Origin of the sequence: Streptococcus sp. 23.2 (assembly GCF_016648665.1) — a bacterium.
Classification (GTDB): Bacteria; Bacillota; Bacilli; order Lactobacillales; family Streptococcaceae; genus Streptococcus; species Streptococcus salivarius_E.
In genome coordinates this window covers 206,766-224,939 of the sequence record NZ_JACLQJ010000001.1, presented here as the reverse complement: position 1 = coordinate 224,939, position 18,174 = coordinate 206,766, and the positions used below count along the sequence as shown (strand labels likewise).

The 18,174-nt window shown below is 40.4% G+C and carries 19 protein-coding genes; 4 read left to right on the top strand and 15 right to left on the bottom strand.

Going from position 1 to position 18,174, the window contains the following annotated elements; genetic code table 11:
- Positions 1-124: 124 nt before the first annotated feature.
- From H7T98_RS01140 to H7T98_RS01130, 3 genes are all read left to right on the top strand, one after another.
- Positions 125-820, top strand: a complete 696-nt coding sequence (locus tag H7T98_RS01140; protein WP_081259162.1) for a hypothetical protein — start codon at positions 125-127, stop codon at positions 818-820.
- Positions 789-1,517: a hypothetical protein gene (locus H7T98_RS01135; protein ID WP_201061039.1), complete on the top strand. Its 729-nt coding sequence runs from the start codon at positions 789-791 to the stop codon at positions 1,515-1,517. The genes H7T98_RS01140 and H7T98_RS01135 overlap by 32 nt, the downstream gene beginning before the upstream one ends.
- Positions 1,518-1,653: 136 nt before the next feature.
- Positions 1,654-2,169 carry a hypothetical protein gene (locus H7T98_RS01130; RefSeq protein WP_398578496.1) on the top strand — a complete coding sequence of 172 codons (516 nt, stop codon included), beginning with the start codon at positions 1,654-1,656 and terminating at the stop codon, positions 2,167-2,169.
- 117 nt (positions 2,170-2,286) lie between these two features.
- Here H7T98_RS01130 and H7T98_RS01125 read toward each other — a convergent pair whose 3' ends face one another.
- The 7 genes from H7T98_RS01125 to H7T98_RS01095 form a co-directional block, all read right to left on the bottom strand.
- Positions 2,287-3,141 (bottom strand): cysteine ABC transporter substrate-binding protein, encoded by an 855-nt coding sequence (locus tag H7T98_RS01125; protein ID WP_002884332.1) that lies wholly within the window; start codon positions 3,139-3,141, stop codon positions 2,287-2,289.
- A 42-nt stretch (positions 3,142-3,183) separates the two neighbouring features.
- On the bottom strand, positions 3,184-3,942 hold the full coding sequence (locus H7T98_RS01120; protein ID WP_002884697.1) for an amino acid ABC transporter ATP-binding protein: 759 nt from the start codon (positions 3,940-3,942) through the stop codon (positions 3,184-3,186).
- Position 3,943: 1 nt separating this feature from the next.
- Positions 3,944-4,621, bottom strand: a complete 678-nt coding sequence (locus tag H7T98_RS01115) for an amino acid ABC transporter permease (RefSeq protein ID WP_002891585.1) — start codon at positions 4,619-4,621, stop codon at positions 3,944-3,946.
- The gene (locus tag H7T98_RS01110) at positions 4,581-5,261 is read right to left on the bottom strand and encodes an amino acid ABC transporter permease (protein WP_002884251.1); all 681 of its coding nucleotides are present in this window, start codon (positions 5,259-5,261) and stop codon (positions 4,581-4,583) included. Before H7T98_RS01110 ends, H7T98_RS01115 begins: the two co-directional genes overlap by 41 nt.
- Positions 5,262-5,702: 441 nt before the next feature.
- Positions 5,703-6,749: a D-alanine--D-alanine ligase gene (locus H7T98_RS01105; protein ID WP_064524230.1), complete on the bottom strand. Its 1,047-nt coding sequence runs from the start codon at positions 6,747-6,749 to the stop codon at positions 5,703-5,705.
- A gap of 204 nt (positions 6,750-6,953) precedes the next feature.
- Complete coding sequence (locus H7T98_RS01100; RefSeq protein WP_064524232.1) at positions 6,954-8,297, bottom strand: hypothetical protein; 1,344 nt, start codon at positions 8,295-8,297, stop codon at positions 6,954-6,956.
- 6 nt (positions 8,298-8,303) lie between these two features.
- Positions 8,304-9,038, bottom strand: coding sequence for an ABC transporter ATP-binding protein (locus H7T98_RS01095; RefSeq protein WP_064524234.1), 735 nt, complete (start codon positions 9,036-9,038; stop codon positions 8,304-8,306).
- 228 nt (positions 9,039-9,266) lie between these two features.
- On the opposite strand from H7T98_RS01095, the gene H7T98_RS01090 reads away from it, so the two are divergent.
- The gene (locus tag H7T98_RS01090) at positions 9,267-9,836 is read left to right on the top strand and encodes a TetR/AcrR family transcriptional regulator (RefSeq protein WP_045771965.1); all 570 of its coding nucleotides are present in this window, start codon (positions 9,267-9,269) and stop codon (positions 9,834-9,836) included.
- 324 nt (positions 9,837-10,160) lie between these two features.
- Here H7T98_RS01090 and copZ read toward each other — a convergent pair whose 3' ends face one another.
- The 8 genes from copZ to trpD form a co-directional block, all read right to left on the bottom strand.
- Complete coding sequence (copZ, locus tag H7T98_RS01085; RefSeq protein ID WP_002891592.1) at positions 10,161-10,364, bottom strand: copper chaperone CopZ; 204 nt, start codon at positions 10,362-10,364, stop codon at positions 10,161-10,163.
- A gap of 74 nt (positions 10,365-10,438) precedes the next feature.
- The gene (locus H7T98_RS01080) at positions 10,439-12,667 is read right to left on the bottom strand and encodes a heavy metal translocating P-type ATPase (protein WP_201059337.1); all 2,229 of its coding nucleotides are present in this window, start codon (positions 12,665-12,667) and stop codon (positions 10,439-10,441) included.
- A gap of 3 nt (positions 12,668-12,670) precedes the next feature.
- Entirely contained in the window at positions 12,671-13,102 is a 432-nt protein-coding gene (locus H7T98_RS01075) for a CopY/TcrY family copper transport repressor (protein ID WP_037599213.1), read from the bottom strand.
- Positions 13,103-13,830: 728 nt separating this feature from the next.
- Positions 13,831-14,613, bottom strand: a complete 783-nt coding sequence (trpA, locus tag H7T98_RS01070) for a tryptophan synthase subunit alpha (RefSeq protein WP_139723782.1) — start codon at positions 14,611-14,613, stop codon at positions 13,831-13,833.
- 3 nt (positions 14,614-14,616) lie between these two features.
- A complete protein-coding gene (trpB, locus tag H7T98_RS01065) occupies positions 14,617-15,825 on the bottom strand; it encodes a tryptophan synthase subunit beta (protein WP_084915374.1) in 1,209 nt (402 codons plus the stop codon).
- Positions 15,822-16,403 (bottom strand): phosphoribosylanthranilate isomerase, encoded by a 582-nt coding sequence (locus H7T98_RS01060; RefSeq protein WP_201059339.1) that lies wholly within the window; start codon positions 16,401-16,403, stop codon positions 15,822-15,824. The genes trpB and H7T98_RS01060 overlap by 4 nt, the downstream gene beginning before the upstream one ends.
- Positions 16,390-17,157 carry an indole-3-glycerol phosphate synthase TrpC gene (trpC, locus tag H7T98_RS01055; protein WP_201059341.1) on the bottom strand — a complete coding sequence of 256 codons (768 nt, stop codon included), beginning with the start codon at positions 17,155-17,157 and terminating at the stop codon, positions 16,390-16,392. The genes H7T98_RS01060 and trpC overlap by 14 nt, the downstream gene beginning before the upstream one ends.
- Positions 17,154-18,158 carry an anthranilate phosphoribosyltransferase gene (gene trpD / locus H7T98_RS01050; protein ID WP_201059343.1) on the bottom strand — a complete coding sequence of 335 codons (1,005 nt, stop codon included), beginning with the start codon at positions 18,156-18,158 and terminating at the stop codon, positions 17,154-17,156. Before trpD ends, trpC begins: the two co-directional genes overlap by 4 nt.
- Positions 18,159-18,174 lie beyond the last annotated feature (16 nt).

Here is an 18,174-nt window from a genome sequence, read left to right as displayed (position 1 = left end):
ATTTTTACAAGTCTGGCAAGAAATAAGATTTTCTTGCCCGCAATCACTCCCAATTATATCACAAATCAGGCTAGCTTTTGCTTGGGAGATGAATTTGTTACAATGGTTAATGAGAGGATTAGGCATGACAAAGAAGAAATTAATCACTCTCTCTAAAGGAGAGGAAAATATAAATAGCGACTGCCAAAGTATTGAAGAACCCAAAGGATGGCGCTGTGATTGGAGAAAGATAATCCCACTAGAGCCAACAGCTGAATTGATTATCTTAGTGCTGCTAGCACTGCTTTATGGTGGTTTTTATTATTACAAGCACTATACGGTCAATGAAAGCAATATCTACGGACTTTGGCAATCCGAAAACCACACGCTAGCCATTTCCTATGAACACATCCGTAGACATGGTGATACGAATTGGCAAGTCGTCCAGGATGGCAAAACGATAATCAATGTTGCAGATACTCGTACTATCAAAAAAATGAATGACGGAACACTCCATATTGAGGTCTATGCTCCAGAAAATATCCTCTCAAAACTTCCTCAAAAAGACGGTTACAATTACTTGGAAATGTATGTACGAAAAGGGAATCTCCTAACTTATGATGGCGAGTCCTACAAGCGTATCAATTCTGGAAACAAGACTATTACTTGGAAAGATGGTTCTACCAGCCCTTATGGTGAACGGAAAACCAACCTATCTACAATTGTTCAAACTATCTATCGTGGAATTCTGGGACTGGGCTTCTTCCTTGTTATTTTAGAGGCTCGGCAAAAGAGGAGAGAAAAGCTAAGTGAGACACCAAACAAACAGAAAATACGCTGACCGAAAGAAACTCAATCGAAAGTATCAGTCACAAAAAGCATATCGAAAAGAACAAAAACGTAAAACGGGATGGCGAGCACGCTGGGATAAATTTACAGACCGTCTAATCAATGTGTTTATGATATGTTTCCTACTCATGATACCGATTTTCATCGTCTATATGATTTTCTTTGACGATGGGGTTTCTAAAGATGGTATCTACGGTCTGTGGCAATCTGAAAATCATCAGCTTGCCATATCATATGAAGATGGTTCAAAGGGAAGTAAGCGTTATTGGGATATTGTTCAAGATGGAAATGTCCTCATTAAAGATGCACGCATTGATGATATTAAACGCTTAGAGGATGGGACCCTCTACATTGAAGTTTACGCTGAGGAACGCCTGTTTTCAGACCTTCCCACAAAGAACGGCTACAACTATTTAAATATGTATGTCCGTAAAGACAATTACTTGACCTATGATGGCGAATCCTACAAACGGATTGATGATGAAAACAAGAGCATTACCTGGAAAGATGGTTCAAAATCCCTTTATGGTCAACGAATAACCTTGTTTGATCGTCTGAAACCTTATATCGTATTTGGATTTATTGGTTCTATGATTTTGTATGCCATTTTTGTCGATTGGAGAATAAAAAGAAATCTAAAAAGGAAAAATAGGCTAAATGAGGCATCAACTAAAGAGAAAATACGCTGACCGACAGAAAATTAATATAAGTGACCATTCACAAAATGAATATCGAAGAACACAAAAGTACAAAACTGGATGGCGAGCACGTTGGGGTAAATTCAAAGACCGTTTAGTCAACATTTTGAGGATTTGTTTTCTAATCATGGTACCTATAGTCAACATCTATATTAGATTCTTTTATGATGGTATCAGTGAAAATAGTATCTACGGGCTATGGCAGTCTGAAAACCACAAGCTTGCTATTTCCTATAACGAAGGAGGAAGAAGTCGTAAGTACGATTGGGAGATTGTACAAGATGGAAAACTCCTTATCAAAAATGCTCGAATTCAGAAAATTAAAGGTCTTAAAGATGGAACCATCTACATTGAAGTTTACGCCAAGGAAAGTCTGTTTTCAGACCTTCCCACAAAGCACGGCTATAACTATTTGAATATGTATGTACGGAAGGATCATTATTTGACTTATAATGGTGAGTCCTACAAAAGGATTGATGATAGTGACAAAACCATTACTTGGAAAGATGGCTCTACCTCGGTCTATGGTGAACGCAAAACTTTTTTTGATTATATTGAACCATTTCTTTTTTGGGGAATGATGGGAGCCCTTTTCTTGTCATGTATTGTCATTTGTTGGAGAAACATAAAAAGCAAAAAGTGAGAAAAAAATCACCCTAAAACAAGAAAAACCATCCCTGCTTCTAGCTAAGCTAAATAGCCACGGGGTGGGTTTTTATTCTTATTAAGCAAGACTCGCCTCTTACGAAGGCTGTCAGTCTTATTTCACTTCGCCACCTTCAACCACGAGGTCATCAGCTTTAGCCGCATCACCGTAAGTTGGACGAAGTGTTTTTTCATAATCTTTGTGGAAGAAATTCTCTTTACCAAGTTTCTTAATGTCTTTATTGATAAAGTCAAGGAGTTCTTTGTTACCTTTTTGAACGGCTGGGGCAATGGTATCTGGGTTACCAAGTGATGTGATTCCTACTTCATAACCTTTATTTTCTAGAGCCCAAGCAAGAACTTCTGTATTATCAGTTGAGAAGGCATCGCCACGACCATCAAGGAGGGCTTGGTAAGCATCGCTATATTGGTCATACTTTTGCAATTTGATATTTGGGTAGTTCTTTTCAAAGTAAGTTTCAGCAGTTGTTCCCTTAGTAACAATCAAAGTCTTACCTTCAAGCTCTTTAACGTCCTTAATGACCTTGTCTTTAGGTGACACCACACCGATTGAGACTTTCATGTAAGGAAGGGCAAAGTCCACTTGTTTCTTACGTTCATCAGTTACTGTAAAGTTGGCAAGGGTAATATCTACCTTGTTTGAAATCAAGAATTCTGCACGGTTGGCCGCATCTACTGAGACGTATTTAGGTTTAACACCCAAATCTTTGGCCAAACGGTTCCCAAGTTCAATATCGTAACCTTGGTAAGCACCCTTGTTATCTACATAACCGAAAGGTTTCTTGTCCGCAAAGACGGCGATACGGAGTTCACCACTCTTCTTAATTTCTTCGATGGTACGTGCTTTGGCTGTTGATTTACCAGAGCTACTGTTACTTGAGCAAGCAGTCACTGCCACCAAGGCAAAGACGAGGGCTAATAGGGCAAAAATTTTCTTTGTTAATTTCATAAATATCTCCTAAAATATTATATTTTTACTAAAAACAATGGGTTACAAATAGGCACCAAACTGACTGAAATCAAAGACATTGAGGAACTCTTGAGCCCGCTGTGTCTTTGGATGATTGAAGAATTCTTCAGCAGTACCTTCCTCAGCAATGACTCCCTTATCCATAAAGATAATACGGTCAGCGATGGCACGCGCAAACTGAAGCTCATGGGTCACAATCAACATGGTCCGTCCTTCTTGAGCGAGGTCATTGATCAATTCCAGAACCTCACGAACCATCTCAGGGTCAAGCGACGCCGTCACCTCGTCAAAGAGGATAACTTCAGGATGCATGAGCAGGGAACGGACAATGGCCACACGCTGCTTTTGACCACCTGACAGTTGTCGTGCGAAGCTATGCTTCTTGTCCAGAAGTCCCACACGGTCCAAAAGTTTCTCAGCCTCCGCAATGACTTCTTCCTTATTACGCCCCTGAGCTTTGACCGGCCCCAAAATCAGATTTTGCAGGATGTCCAAATGTGGAAAGAGGTCATAACTTTGAAAGACCATTCCGATTTTCTGACGAATCAGATGAAAATCCTTCTTACTGCCAGTGATAGACTTGCCATCCAGGAGAATATCGCCTCCTTGAATGGTCTCCAAGCCATTGATGCAACGTAGCAAGGTCGATTTCCCACAACCTGAGGAACCCAGGATAACAACGACTTCACCTTGTTTAATATCCAAGGAGATGCCTTTGAGAATCTCATTGTCCCCAAAGGACTTTTTCAAATCCTTGATTTGTAAAATGCTTTCTGTCATCTTAATTCCTCCAACGATTTTCAAGATAAGTAGACAGCTTAGATACTGGGTAACAAATGGCAAAATAAAGAATCAAAATCGTGCCATAAATCCAGAAAGAAGCTGTTGGAATAGTCAGACGGTTACTGTCGATAATCTGCTGACCAACCTTGGTCACCTCAACCACGCCAATCAAAACCACCAAGGACGTCGTCTTAATCATCCGTGTCACCAGGTTAATAGCCTGAGGCAACAAGCGACGCAAGACTTGTGGGATAATCACATAGGTATAGAGTTGGCCATTGGTCAAGCCAAGGGCCCTTCCGCTCTCAAACTGGTGTCTAGGTAGTGACGTGATTGACCCACGCACCAAATCACCCATCTCAGCCGTTCCCCATAGGGTAAAGACGATAATAGCCGATAGCTCGCCTGAGATATTGATGTTAAAATTCCTAGCCAGACCAAAATAAACAATGAAGAGCAAGACTAACTGGGGCATGATACGAATAAATTCCAGATAAATACGTGACAAAAAACGTACAATCTTAGATTTAGAAGTCATGACAATTCCAAAAAGGGTTCCTAATAAAAGGGACAGAAGCACCGAAACGATGGAAATCCCAATAGTTACGCCTAAACCTTGTAAGATACGTAGGAAATTATTCCCCTGAAGAAGAACCTGAAAGCCCGAATCCTGCATAGCGTAACCTCCTTTCAATCCAACTAAAGACTAGAGAAATCGGCAGCAACATCAAGAGATAAGCCACCACCAACATGCCTAGAGCCACATCGGTTTCGTAGTAAAGACCAATCAAATCCTTAGCCACATACATCAAATCCGCCAAGGCTACCGCTGAGAATACTGACGTTTCCTTGATAAGGAAAATAACGTTAGCACTAAATGACGGCAACGCCACAGCTACTGCCTGAGGAAGGACCACATAGCGAAAGACTTGGAACGGCGTCAAACCAATAGACAAGCCCACTTCATGTTGGGTCTGACTAACAGCCTCTAGACCACTTCGGAAGGACTCCGCCATATAGGAACCACCCAAGAAAATCAAACCTACCACAGCACAAGCCTCTGAGGATAGAACCAAACCTATACGAGGCAAGCCAAAGTAGAGAAAGAAAAGCTGAATCAAGAGCGGCGTATTACGAGATAACTCAATATAAGCCGTCGAAAGCTGACTCAAAATCGGCACTCGGTAATGACGAATAACACTCACCACCAAGCCCAAAAGGAAGGAACCAAGAATCCCCAGAACGGCAATATGTAAAGTTAAAAAGAATGCCTTCTGATAAAAGGGCAAATACTGTTGAACAATGGACCAGTCCAAAACTTACCTCCTCATTTAAGATACAAAAGGCGTGTAAAATTCCGTAAAACAAATAGGAAACTGACGAGGTGTGCTGGCACACTAGGAAGTCTATCTTTTGTTCTAGGAATTTAGCCTATGTTCAATTCTACAAGATACAAAGGGCGTGTAAAATTTCGTCAACACTTGCTGACTGCCATCTACTTCTAGCCCTTTGACCTTCACTCGCCTCTGATAATCATTGTGATACGCAAATCTTCATCAAACACGAACGAATTGCTCTATTTCATTTGAAACGTTAGATTTATTCTACCACCTGTTAGATTATTTGGATAATATGTATTTTTTATCGAGGTGATAAAGAAAAGATATAAATAAAATCTAGATTTCTGTAAAGAAAAAAACACCTCAGTCTCAGAGATTTCTCCAAGACTAAGATGTCTGTGTTCTAGATCATATTTCTTAAATCAAATGGCTTTCACGTTTATCGAACATTTCTTGTCCCAAGGCTACCAATTCCTTGATAAGGTCTGAATAAGAAAGTCCCATATTTTCCCAAAGAAGTGGGTACATTGACCATTGGGTGAAACCTGGCATAGTGTTGAGCTCATTAAGGTAGATGGCTCCATCCTCGGTCAGGAAGAAATCACAGCGGGCAAGACCGCAACCACCTAGGGCACGGAAGGCCTTAGCCGCATAGGCACGCATTTGCGTCATGACTTCTGCAGGCACGTGAGCTGGGATGTCCATGGTAATCTTATTGTCAATGTACTTGGCTTGATAGTCATAGAAAGCCACATCTTTGACTACTTCACCTGGATCAGTCGTTTTGACATTTGTATTGCCAAGGATACCAACCTCGATTTCACGGGCAACCACACCTTGCTCAATCAAGATACGGCTATCATATTTGAGAGCCAAATCAATCGCTGCACGAAGCTCTGTTTCATTTTCAGCTTTAGAAATCCCAACAGATGACCCCATGTTAGCAGGTTTGACAAACACTGGGAAGGTCAATTTTTCAAGCGTCTCAGCTACTGCCGCTTCCAAATCTTCACCCTCGATGAAAACTGTGTAGGCAACCTGAGGGACACCTGCAACTTCAAGAATATGCTTGGTCATAATCTTGTCCATAGCCACACTTGATGACAATACATTAGTACCAACGTATGGCAACTTGAGGGTTTCGAGGAAACCTTGGATAGAACCATCCTCACCCATAGGACCATGAAGTACAGGGAATACCACAGCGCCTTCCTCATAAATATCGCTTGGTTTGATTGCCTGACTAGCCACTACTGTGTCATTAGTCATGAGCTTCTCGTCATCACCTGGTGTTTCTGTAAATTCTTGTGTTTTGATAAAATCACCAGACTGAGTGATAAAGTAGGTTTTAACCTCAAATGCGCTGTAATCCACCGCACGCATAACACTCTCAGCTGAGAGCACAGACACTTCACGTTCTGCTGAACGTCCACCGTAGAGAAGGATAAGGGTTTGTTTAGACATAGGTATACCGTTTTCTTTTCTTGATTTTCTAGTCTCAATTTTGAGAACATAATTACCTTAATCATATCACAAAAGAGAGGGATTTTCAAAAAGATTATGGGCAGAAAAAAACAGAGTAAATGTACTTTTACCCATCCATTTTACCCTGTTTATACTAGTAAATAAAATACATAAAAAGAAGAACTAAAAAAGCCCTATAATATATCAATTTGCTTTATTTTTAACATCAAACCAACTTTTGGTAATAAAAACAAACAAATACATAACTATAGAAATAATAATTGGATAATAAATAATAGTTCCATAATTCATCTGTTTGATCCCTAATAATAGAGCTTCTTTATGCATTAATACGAAGAAAATAATATTGAAGAAGACTGTGCTAATAAGCATGATAACTGCATATGTTATTGCTTGTACAGATCTAATAGTTACAGTCTGCTTATGTGATATTCCAATTCTCTCCCATTGCAGATTCTCTTCTTTTTCTTTGACTGAAGAAAGAACGGTAATAGAAATAAGATTGGCTATCACAACTACTAATGGTCCCACTACAAAAAATAGTAGAACAGCATTTATTTCAACTGATGCTGTTTTCTTTGCTAGATTTGAGTAGGCAATGTCAGAATAAATCATTAATTCTGATATTAAGATTGCTATTATCGAAATAGATACTGTTAATGACTTTAAATACTCTTTATCCTTCAGAATAATCCATTTTGCCATTACAAAACCATAAGACGAACGCCAAGCTAATAAAATTTTAGTTAGAAAAATTTGAATATGTGGTGAAATGAAGGCCAACAAAAACAAATGCATAACTAAGATAAGTAAGATTGAGTCATCCAATCTGAATAATAAGTTTTCATTAGGCTTGTTTACAGATACTGTGAAGAATGGAATAAGCAATTTTAACCAGAATCCTAAACTAATAGCAAAGCCTAATACCTTTATTATCTTAACAACAAAGTGGTTTTTAGAGTCAAATCTATCACCAAGCAAAACTGCATTCCCTAGAATTTTATATAAGTAAAGAAAGCTACCTATGAAAGCAAGTAGGCAAATTATAAGTATGGTCAAGAGGAACGCTGACATACTGAAATCAATCGGTATAGTTGGTAATAATTTTTCTCCACCCAGATATTGCGCATAACTGTAATAAAATCTTGCACAAAAAATTGAGAAAAAACTTCCTACTATACTTACTAAAAATGCAAAAATAGTAAGTTGTCCGCTAATCAATAACGACAACTGAACTCGACTTCCTCCATTTATTGACCATTGGCGATAATCCTCTTTTGCTAAATTCAAAAATAGTCGGATCAGACCAGAAACCAAAAATAATAAAGTAAATCCTCCAAAAAGAACTGGCCCTACAAATAATAAGGTCGGACTCCCAACATCTCGAAATACTTGCTGATACTTTATGGTACTAAATGCTACAGACAGACACATCCCAACTAATAAACTCGAAGCGAAAAATAGGGGGAACATTCCAAGCCACTGTTTTTTTGAATACTTAAATTGATAATAAATTAATTTGAACATTTTAAGTTAACCCCCACTATTTTCTATCTCTAATGCCTTATAAAGAGCTTCAGCTGTGGGGTGGAACAATTCCTGATAGATTTTGCCATCTTTCAAGATTAGAGCCCTATCTGTTTGACTTGCTAACTCAATATCATGGGTCACCATAATGACACATCTTCCCTCTTGGGCTAAATCAGCTAACATCTCAAAAATAATCTTCCTTGACGTACTATCCAATGCACCTGTCGGTTCATCTGCAAATATAATACGAGTTTTTGAAAGAATAGCTCTTGCAATAGCTACTTTCTGTTTTTCTCCACCAGATAACGAAGAAACCGGAGACATCAAATCAGCTCTAAAATTCATCTTATCTAACAATGTCTGAATATCGTCTCTACATACTTTTTTATGGGACAATCTAAGAGGCAAAGCTACATTCTCCAGAACTGGAAGAGCTGGAAGTAGGTTATAAGACTGAAAAATAAAACTAATATCTTCTCTTCTAAATTTTGATAATCTACTATTCTTTAATTGATAAGGATTGCAATTATTAACCTTTACAACCCCCTCTGTTGGTGCTGATAAACTCGATATACAATTTAACAAGGTTGACTTACCAGACCCACTTACTCCTAGTATAGAAACAAACTCACCATAGTTCGCTTCGAAAGAAATGTCTCTAAGAACCGAAATGTCTTTATTTTTATCAATTTGAAATTTCTTAGATAAGTGTTTTACTTCTACTGCAACTGTATTCATATTTTCCTTTCTATATCACTACTTACTATTTCTAAAAAATGGGAAAGAATTTTAGTTAATTTACACTCCCTTCCATTATACATGATAATACTCATCATTAATCTTGATCTTAATATCAAAAAAATTTACACGTTATCAACATTTTAGACTTGTAAATTATATTTTTTCTATTTAGAATATAACTTAAACATAAATTTTTTGACAGTTTGTAAATTTTTAGGATTTAATATGGTAAAGGGAACTCAAGAGAAGATTATTAACTCGTTCTTCAAACTAGCAGAACGATATCCAGAACGCTCAAGTTTCAGTATAACTGAGATCGCTAACGAGGCAAAGATTTCGAGACAAGCAATATATCAAAAGCATTTCAAAAGCTATGAAGAAATAATAGATTTCATCATGCAATCCATAGATACTACTATAAACGAACAATTTTTACTGTTCGAAGAGCACAATCTTTCAATCGAAGTTTTCTTTTCAAAAGTTATTATTCCAGAATTATATAAATATAGAGATTGGCTCCGCTGTATCTACTCTACATCTGCTATTCCTAATTGGCGAAATTATTTACGCGAAAAATATTCCAACTGGCTACTAAATGCACCTATTAACTTAAGCCACTCGTTCCTACATAACGACGCTTTATCAAATTATATTGTGAATTGTGTATTAAGTATTATAGAAACCTGGATTACTGAACCTTTTCCCACTCCCCCAGAAGTCTTTTCAAAACAATTTATTGAATTAATAAATACTCCTCTAAATAATCATATAAGTCCAATGAAATATGACTCATAATTATATATTATTTTTCTTCTTATTAATTAATAGTTAATGTAAAACTCTCTATGAAAACAGAATATGAAAAAACAAATATCGATTTTGATGTTTATTTTTTCATATTCTTTTGCTTTCCAGAGTTATCTTGCTTTACCATGTTACCCCTATTCACTGTTAACACTCTCATGACTAATATTTACACCTATTTTTAAGAGATCTATCTAGACATGAAATCTATCTTTACAAGTGCTAACTTAATAATAAAACTTTATACGAAAATAAATTCTGTTAATTTTATAAAATCATAGAAAAAAACAGCCTAAGAGCTGTTTTTTTCCTGTCTTAAATTTCATCACCAAGTTCGAACTTAGTGCCTTTGAGGGCACGTTTGAGAGACCACTTCCATGGTTTCCCTTCGATAGTGACTTGTTTGTTTTCGAGGTCAACTTGAACCTTGTCTACGCCTTTGACAGCAGAAAGTTTTTCAGTAACAGTGTTGACACAGCCTTGGCATTTCATTCCTGTGATGTTATATGTTTTTGTCATTTTTCTTTCTTCCTTTTCTTTAATTATTTTTTTAGTACACTCCTTTAATGGCGAGAGTTGTAAGCAATCGACACTTAGACTTTGCGACGTTTGAGGCGCAGAGCATTGAGGACGACTGAGACAGAGCTAAAGCTCATGGCAAGTCCTGCTATCATTGGGTCAAGAAGGGGACCTCCAAAGAGGTGGAGGACACCCATAGCTACTGGGATAGACAAGATATTGTAGATAAAGGCCCAAAAGAGGTTCTCTTTAATCGTTGTGATAGTCGCCTGACTAATTTTCAGAGCCTTAACGACATCCATGAGGTTGGGTTTCATAAGGACCATATCGGCACTTTCCATAGCAATATCTGTCCCTGATCCCATGGCAATACCGATATCGGCAGTCGCAAGGGCTGGGGCATCATTGATACCATCACCAACCATGATGACTGATTTTCCTTCTGCCTGAAGGTCGCTAATCACCCTAGATTTCTCTTGCGGAAGCACTTGACTGATAACGCGTTTGATGCCAACCTTTTGAGCGATAGCTTGAGCTGTTTGGTCATTATCCCCAGTCAACATGATGACTTCCTTGCCCATTTGATGAAGGGCTGCCACCATATCTTCACTATCTGCTTTAACCTGATCGGCTACACCAAAGAGTCCAATTAACTTACCATCTTCAGCTAGGAAAATAGGAGTTTGACCATCGGCCGTCAAGCTTTGGAAATCAGCTTGTGCTGAAGTCAAGTCGACTTTTTCCTCAGCCATAAGGGTTTGATTTCCAGCTAGATAAGTTTTACCTGCATAGCTGGCAGTAAGACCTCGTCCAGTCAAACTTGAAAAGTTATCCATCTCTAACAAGTCCAAGTTAGCATTTTCTGCTGCTACAAGGATGGCTTGACCTAAAGGGTGTTCGGACTTGGCTTCCAAGGATGCCAAAAGCTGTAAGGTTGCTCCACTATTGTCATAGGTATAGCTAGAAACCAACTGAGGTTTACCCTGAGTAATAGTTCCTGTCTTGTCAAAAACGAGGACATCAGCCTTGTGAGCTAGCTCGAGCACATCCCCACGCTTGTAGAGAATACCGTGTTCGGCACCAAGGCCTGTACCAACCATGATAGCTGTCGGTGTCGCAAGACCCAAAGCACATGGACAAGCAATAACCAAGACACTAACTGCTACTGTCATAGCGAAGGTAAAGGTTTGTCCCATGACAAAGTACCAAAAGAGACCTGAAACAAGTGCGATAGCCATGACAACAGGAACAAAGATCGCTGACACTTGATCGGCAATCTTGGCAATCGGTGCCTTGGTTTGTTGGGCATCCTCAACCAATTTAATGATTTGGGAAAGTAAGGTGTCCTTACCAATCTTTTCAGCCTCATAAATTAAGCTACCTTGACCATTAATAGAACCTGCAAACACTGGCTTACCAGAGGATTTTTCAATAGGGAGTGACTCCCCTGTAAGCATACTCTCATCAATCGCAGAGCTACCAGAAATTACCTGACCATCCACGGCTATCTTTTCCCCAGGTTTGACCACAATATGGTCACCAAGAACAACCTCATCCACAGGAAGCTTGACTTCCTTACCATCCCGAAGGACGGTTGCCTCCTTGGCTGACAAGTGCATGAGTTTCTTGATAGCTTCTGAAGTTCGACCTTTAGACAGGGTTTCAAAGTATTTTCCTAGAGTAATCAAGGTCAAAATAACAGCCACTGACTCAAAATAAAGTTGGTGGGCGTGATGGGCATGCCCCAATGAAATATGGTAAGTACCATAGAGACTATAAAGAAAGGCTGCCGATGTTGCCAAGGCTACCAAGGCATCCATGTTAGGATGACCCTTGGCCAAGGTACGAAAACCATTACTATAGAAGGAACGGCCCAACCACATGACTGGTACTGTCAAAACTAGTAGCACCAAGGCATAAGTCAAGGCTGCATGGTGAGGAGACAAGAAGTTTGGCACAGGTAGACCAACCATTGGGCCCATAGCAAGATAAAAGAGAGGAATGGTGAAGACAGATGACCAAATGAGGCGCTCACGTACCTTGTGAATTTTGTCTTCTTCACGCTCTTCCTGGCTTTTGGCTGTGTCTGGATTGTAAACTTCAGCTTCATAACCAGCGTCAGCCACAGCTTTTTCAATAGCTTCTGGACTAACCTTATCCCCAGCGTAATCCACAGACATTTTTTCGGTGGTTAGGTTAACCACAGCCTTGTCCACACCATCCAACTTATTAACAGCATTTTCAACATTGGCTACACAGGATGCACAGGTCATCCCATTAACCACAAAGGTTTCTTTTGCCATTTCCTATATCACCTCCATATGATGCCCACAAGCACATTGACCAGGCACACAGTCACAAACCACCTGATCCACAGGTTCTTTTGCTGCAAGCACGGCCTGTAACTTATCCACATCGGCCTGGGTCATCGGCGTCTTTGCCATGAGTTGACCCAACAAATCGCTATGTTTGGTCAAACAAATCTTGTCAAAAACAGCTTCTAAAGCCTGAAAATTCGCCTCATCTTCCCCCAAGCTAGCTTGATAGATAAACCCTCGTCCTTGACGCTGACTAGTTAGGTACCCCTTGTCCGCCAAACGTCCAAGCAAGGTCTTAACTGTCGAAGGCGACCAGTCTAGCTTCTTAGATAGAATTGCTATAATCTCTGAAGAAGTCGCCTGCCCCTTAGCCCAGAGCACTCGCATGACTTCCCATTCCGCAGATGAAATTGTCAGCATGATAGTTCCTTTCTGAATGTTATCATTCGTTTACTTTTGTAGATTTATTTTAACACTGCTGTGGAGATATGTCAAGGGTTTTGTTTACGTTTGTAGATTTATCTTTAAAAAACAAACACCACCTAAGAGGTGCTACACTTTACTAAGATAAGATTGAGTTGACGAGGCTACGTCCAAAATCCCTGCCTTCAACATACAAAAATTTAAACATGCCTAGGTAAATAACAGCCAAATAAATAATCATAAAGAGTATTGCTAGAGCTTTCTTGTGTGATAGAAAGAATGAAAAAATATGATTAATCATGTTCTGTGATGCCTTCTCTTCCTTTCTTTTTAGTTATAAAATCATTCTATAGCTTCCAAAAAGAAAAAAATAGTGACATAAATGTCACTAAACAGGCTTATTCATTCAATACGAGATTTAACCCTCAGCTTAACCCCTTATAAAGATACAAGGCACCAACCACAAGGAAAATCAGTGCATAGTGATTCTCTCCACGATAGAAAAATAGTAATGCTCCTATTAAGAAACAGACTCCTAGCATTACCCTTAATGATACTTTCATTTGTCTACCTTCTTTCTATAAGTAAGATGAAAATAAGAACAAGAGATAAATGGAATTGCCACTCCACACTCATAGTATAATACTGGAAACTAAGAAAATCAAAATATCCCAAAGAATGATTTTGATGAAAAAACACTCCCCATTTCTGGAGAGCATCGTCTTCTATTTTTCAAAATGTGAACCGAATGTAACAAATTCAGCGACTTCTTTTTCCTTACCGTCGTGGAAGTCACGGACGATTTTTGATCCTACGATAACACCGTCTGATACAGCGTTAAAGCGTTTGATATCGTCTTCAGTTGACACACCAAAACCTGTGAGAACTGGAATGTCTGCATGGGCAGTCAAGTTAGCCAAGTGTTTGTCAAGGTCATCACGGTAATTACCAGTCTTACCAGTGACACCATTGATGGCAACGGCGTAGATAAAGCCTTCAGCACCATCAATCAACTGTTTTTGACGGTCAATACCTGTAGTCAAGCTCACCAGAGGCACGAGAGCAATATCACTGTCTTTCAAATAAGGGGTGATAAAGTCAGCGTGTTCATCTGGCAAATCAGGAATAATGAGCCCCTTGACAGATGTATCTGCCAGGTCCTTAACAAAGGCTTCAATACCATATTGATAAACTGGGTTGATGTAGGTCATGATAACCAAAGGCACCTGTGTTTTTTGTTCTTGAAGCTTCTTGATGATAGCTGTCAAAGTCACATCTTTAGCCAAACTACGTTGTCCTGCTAGTTCAATAACAGGGCCGTCAGCCACTGGGTCAGACCATGGAATACCGACTTCGATAGCTGAGACACCACTATTTTCCAAGAGAGCAATGGTCTCAAAGAGTCCGTCTAGGCCTTTAGCGTGGTCACCCGCCATGATATAAGGCACGAAAATACCGCGTTTACTGTCTTTGATAGCTTGTAGGTGTTTTGTTAGTGTTTTTGTCATGGTTTATTTCCCTTCTGCTTCAGCTTCGAAACGTTCTTTAACCTGCATAACGTCCTTGTCCCCACGACCTGAGAGGCAGACGATAAGGCTTTGGTCTGGCGACATCTTAGCTGCCACTTTTTGCGCAAGCGCAATGGCATGGCTAGACTCAAGGGCTGGGATAATTCCTTCCAAACGTGACAGAAGTTTGAAACCTTCGAGAGCTTCTTCATCTGTAATAGAGTCGTAAGTCGCACGTCCAATTTCGTTGAAATAACAGTGCTCAGGACCAACCCCTGGGTAGTCCAGACCAGCCGAGATAGAGAAGGCTTCCATGATTTGACCATGAGCATCTTGGAGGACATCCATAAGCGCTCCATGAAGAATACCTGGACGACCTTTGGCAAAGGTTGCGGCATGTTTTTCAGTATCAAGACCCAAACCAGAAGCCTCAGCACCATACATGGCTACTGATTTATCATTAACAAATGGGTAGAACATACCGATAGCATTTGAGCCACCACCGATACATGCCATCACAGCATCAGGCAGTTTACCGCCAGAAATCTCTGCGTATTGACGTTTGGCTTCACGACCGATGACAGATTGGAAGTCACGGACAATTTCTGGGAATGGTGCAGGACCAAGGGCAGACCCCATGATGTAGTGAGTGTCATCAATACCTGCTACCCAAGCACGAAGGGCAGCATTTACAGCGTCCTTAAGCACGCGCGAACCATCTGTAACACTGAAAACTTTGGCACCAAGCAACTCCATACGGAAAACGTTAAGCGCCTGACGTTTAACATCTTCCTCACCCATATAGATTGTACAGTCCATGTCGAAAAGGGCTGCGGCTGTCGCTGTTGCAACACCGTGTTGACCTGCACCAGTTTCGGCGATGATTTTCTTCTTGCCCATACGTTTGGCAAGCAAAACTTGACCAAGGGCATTGTTAATCTTGTGGGCACCTGTGTGGTTAAGGTCCTCACGTTTAAGATAAATTTGTGCCCCACCAATATGATCAGTCAAACGTTTAGCGTGGTAAAGAGGCGTCTCACGGCCCACATAGTTTTTGAGGAGATCATCCAATTCCGCTTGGAAACTTGGATCTTCCTTGGCCTCACGATAGGCCTTGTCCAATTCAATAACGGCTGTCATCAGCGTTTCTGGAACGAACTGACCACCGAATTTTCCGTAAAATCCTTTTGCATCAGGTTGTTGATATGTCATGCTTTCACTCTTTCTATAAATGCTTTAATCTTATCTAAATCTTTGTGACCATCTGTCTCGACACCTGAGGACACATCCAAGGCATAGGGCTGGAAAGTTTCCTTGGCCTCTGCCACATTGTCCACAGTCAAGCCACCAGCGATGAAATAGTCCTGCTCAATCTGCTTGTCAGCCAAGAGCTGCCAGTCAAAGGTCTGACCACTACCAGCAATAGGAGCATCAAAGAGAAGATAATCCGCCTGGCTCTTAACTTGAGACTCACTATCTGAAATCTGAATAGCTCTAATAACTGGTACTGATATCTTTGGAATCAGAGCTTCATCAAAAGTTCCATGAATCTGAACGATATCTAAGGGAACCTGATTAATCGCTTCTTCCAGCTCCTCAAGACTAGGTGAAACAAAGACACCGACGATTTTTGTCTGCCCTGTCACCCCTTTAGCCAGCCCGTGAGCTTGTTCAAGACTCACTTGACGCTTGCTCTTGGCGAACACAAAGCCAATGTAGTCAGCACCTGCTTCAACTGCAGTTGCTACTGCTTCTGGTGTCGACAGTCCACAAATTTTAACCTTTGTCAATTTGCAACTCCTTGACCTTTTCAGCCACATTGTCAGCCGTCATAAGGGCAGTTCCTACCAGAATCCCATTAAAATATGGGGCAACAAGGGTAGCATCCTGACCTGTGAAAATAGCTGACTCAGAAATATAAACAGGCTTGTCCTTGAAATGCGTTGATAACTCAAGACTGGTATTGATATCTGTCTCAAAAGTGACCAAATTACGGTTGTTAACGCCGATGATTTCGGCACCAATACGATGAGCCACTTCCAATTCTGGCAGATTATGCGTTTCAACCAAGACTTCCAAGCCAAGGCTAGTCGCAAAATCATAGAGCTCCTTGAGACGAGCTTCTGGCAAGGCCGCTACAATCAAGAGAATGACTGTCGCTCCCGCATTACGGCTACGCACAATCTGTTTCTCATCAATAATGAAGTCCTTAGCCAAGGTTGGAATAGCCACCTGTGACGAAATTTCTTTCAAATAGGAAATATCACCCTTGAAGAAAACCTCGTCCGTCAAAACAGAAATCATGGCTGCCCCATTTTCCTCATAGGTCTTGGCCTGATCCACAATATCCACATCCAGGTTAATATCACCCATACTTGGACTAGCTTTTTTCACTTCAGAAATAATTTGCAGCTTGTTTTGATTTGACTTGAGAAACTCATAAAGACGATAGGTCTGGCGCAAGGGCTGCAAATCTTCCATGACCAACTGGGCCACTTCTTTTTCTTTTTGTTCTAAGATTGTTGGGAGAAAGGCTTTACTCATACTTGTACCTCTTGGAGTTGACGAAGTTTAGCTAGGGCTGAGCCATCCGCAATCAATTGGCGAGCAAGCTCAACACCTTCTTTAATGGTCGCAACCTTACCATTGGCAAAGAAGCCAAGACCTGCATTAAGCACTGTTGTTTCAAGATAAGGACTGGCTTCATTTTTCAAGACACTAAGAAGAATCTCTGCATTTTCCTTGGCATCTCCACCTGTGATATCAGACAACTCAACCTTTTCCATACCCAAATCTTCATAAGTGAAGGTGTGCTGACTGATGTGACCATCTTCCAAAAGGGTGTAGGTGTTAGTGCCATAGAGAGCAGCTTCGTCCATATTGTCAGGACCTGTGATAATAACTGCACGTTTACGTCCCAACTGTTGGATAGCATTAGCAACAATCTCTTGCAATTCCACACGGTAGAGGCCCATAAGTTGTGTCTCAAGGTCAAGCGGATTAGCCAGTGGTCCGACTAAGTTCATAATCGTTGGAATCCCAAGAGCTTGGCGAGCTGGACCGATAAAACGCATGGCTGGGTGCATGGTTTGGGCAAAGATAAAGGCCAAACCAACCTCATCAAGTGCTTTAGATAGGGTTTCTGGTGACGCCGAAACATTGATTCCAAGGGCTTCAAGGACATCTGCCGAACCAGATTTAGAGGAAATCGAACGGTTACCAGCCTTGGCCATACGAATACCACCTGCTGCTAAGACAAAGCAAACCGTTGTTGAAATGTTAAAGCTATAAGACTGGTCCCCACCAGTTCCACAGTTACACATAGCATCTGTGAAGGTCTCAGGCAAGACCGTCGCATGTGATTTGAGGGCACGCACAATACCTGTGATTTCATCTGCTGTCTCTCCCTTAGTTTTGAGCCCCATAAGGAAGGCAGCGATTTGGCTTTCTGAGACTTCATTTTTGAGAATGCGGTCAAAGACTGCTTGGACTTGGTCTTGAGACAAGTCTTGTCGGTTTGAGATTTGTAGGAATATTTCTTTCATATCTGTTTTCCTTTTA

Coding starts and splice junctions, on each gene's coding strand:
- H7T98_RS01140 (WP_081259162.1), top strand. CDS start 125: ATGACAAAGAAGAAATTAATCACTCTCTCTAAAGGAGAGGAAAATATA.
- H7T98_RS01130 (WP_398578496.1), top strand. CDS start 1,654: ATGGTACCTATAGTCAACATCTATATTAGATTCTTTTATGATGGTATC.
- H7T98_RS01125 (WP_002884332.1), bottom strand. CDS start 3,141: ATGAAATTAACAAAGAAAATTTTTGCCCTATTAGCCCTCGTCTTTGCC.
- H7T98_RS01120 (WP_002884697.1), bottom strand. CDS start 3,942: ATGACAGAAAGCATTTTACAAATCAAGGATTTGAAAAAGTCCTTTGGG.
- H7T98_RS01115 (WP_002891585.1), bottom strand. CDS start 4,621: ATGCAGGATTCGGGCTTTCAGGTTCTTCTTCAGGGGAATAATTTCCTA.
- H7T98_RS01105 (WP_064524230.1), bottom strand. CDS start 6,749: ATGTCTAAACAAACCCTTATCCTTCTCTACGGTGGACGTTCAGCAGAA.
- H7T98_RS01100 (WP_064524232.1), bottom strand. CDS start 8,297: ATGTTCAAATTAATTTATTATCAATTTAAGTATTCAAAAAAACAGTGG.
- H7T98_RS01095 (WP_064524234.1), bottom strand. CDS start 9,038: ATGAATACAGTTGCAGTAGAAGTAAAACACTTATCTAAGAAATTTCAA.
- H7T98_RS01090 (WP_045771965.1), top strand. CDS start 9,267: ATGGTAAAGGGAACTCAAGAGAAGATTATTAACTCGTTCTTCAAACTA.
- copZ (WP_002891592.1), bottom strand. CDS start 10,364: ATGACAAAAACATATAACATCACAGGAATGAAATGCCAAGGCTGTGTC.
- H7T98_RS01080 (WP_201059337.1), bottom strand. CDS start 12,667: ATGGCAAAAGAAACCTTTGTGGTTAATGGGATGACCTGTGCATCCTGT.
- H7T98_RS01075 (WP_037599213.1), bottom strand. CDS start 13,102: ATGCTGACAATTTCATCTGCGGAATGGGAAGTCATGCGAGTGCTCTGG.
- trpA (WP_139723782.1), bottom strand. CDS start 14,613: ATGACAAAAACACTAACAAAACACCTACAAGCTATCAAAGACAGTAAA.
- trpB (WP_084915374.1), bottom strand. CDS start 15,825: ATGACATATCAACAACCTGATGCAAAAGGATTTTACGGAAAATTCGGT.
- trpC (WP_201059341.1), bottom strand. CDS start 17,157: ATGAGTAAAGCCTTTCTCCCAACAATCTTAGAACAAAAAGAAAAAGAA.
- trpD (WP_201059343.1), bottom strand. CDS start 18,158: ATGAAAGAAATATTCCTACAAATCTCAAACCGACAAGACTTGTCTCAA.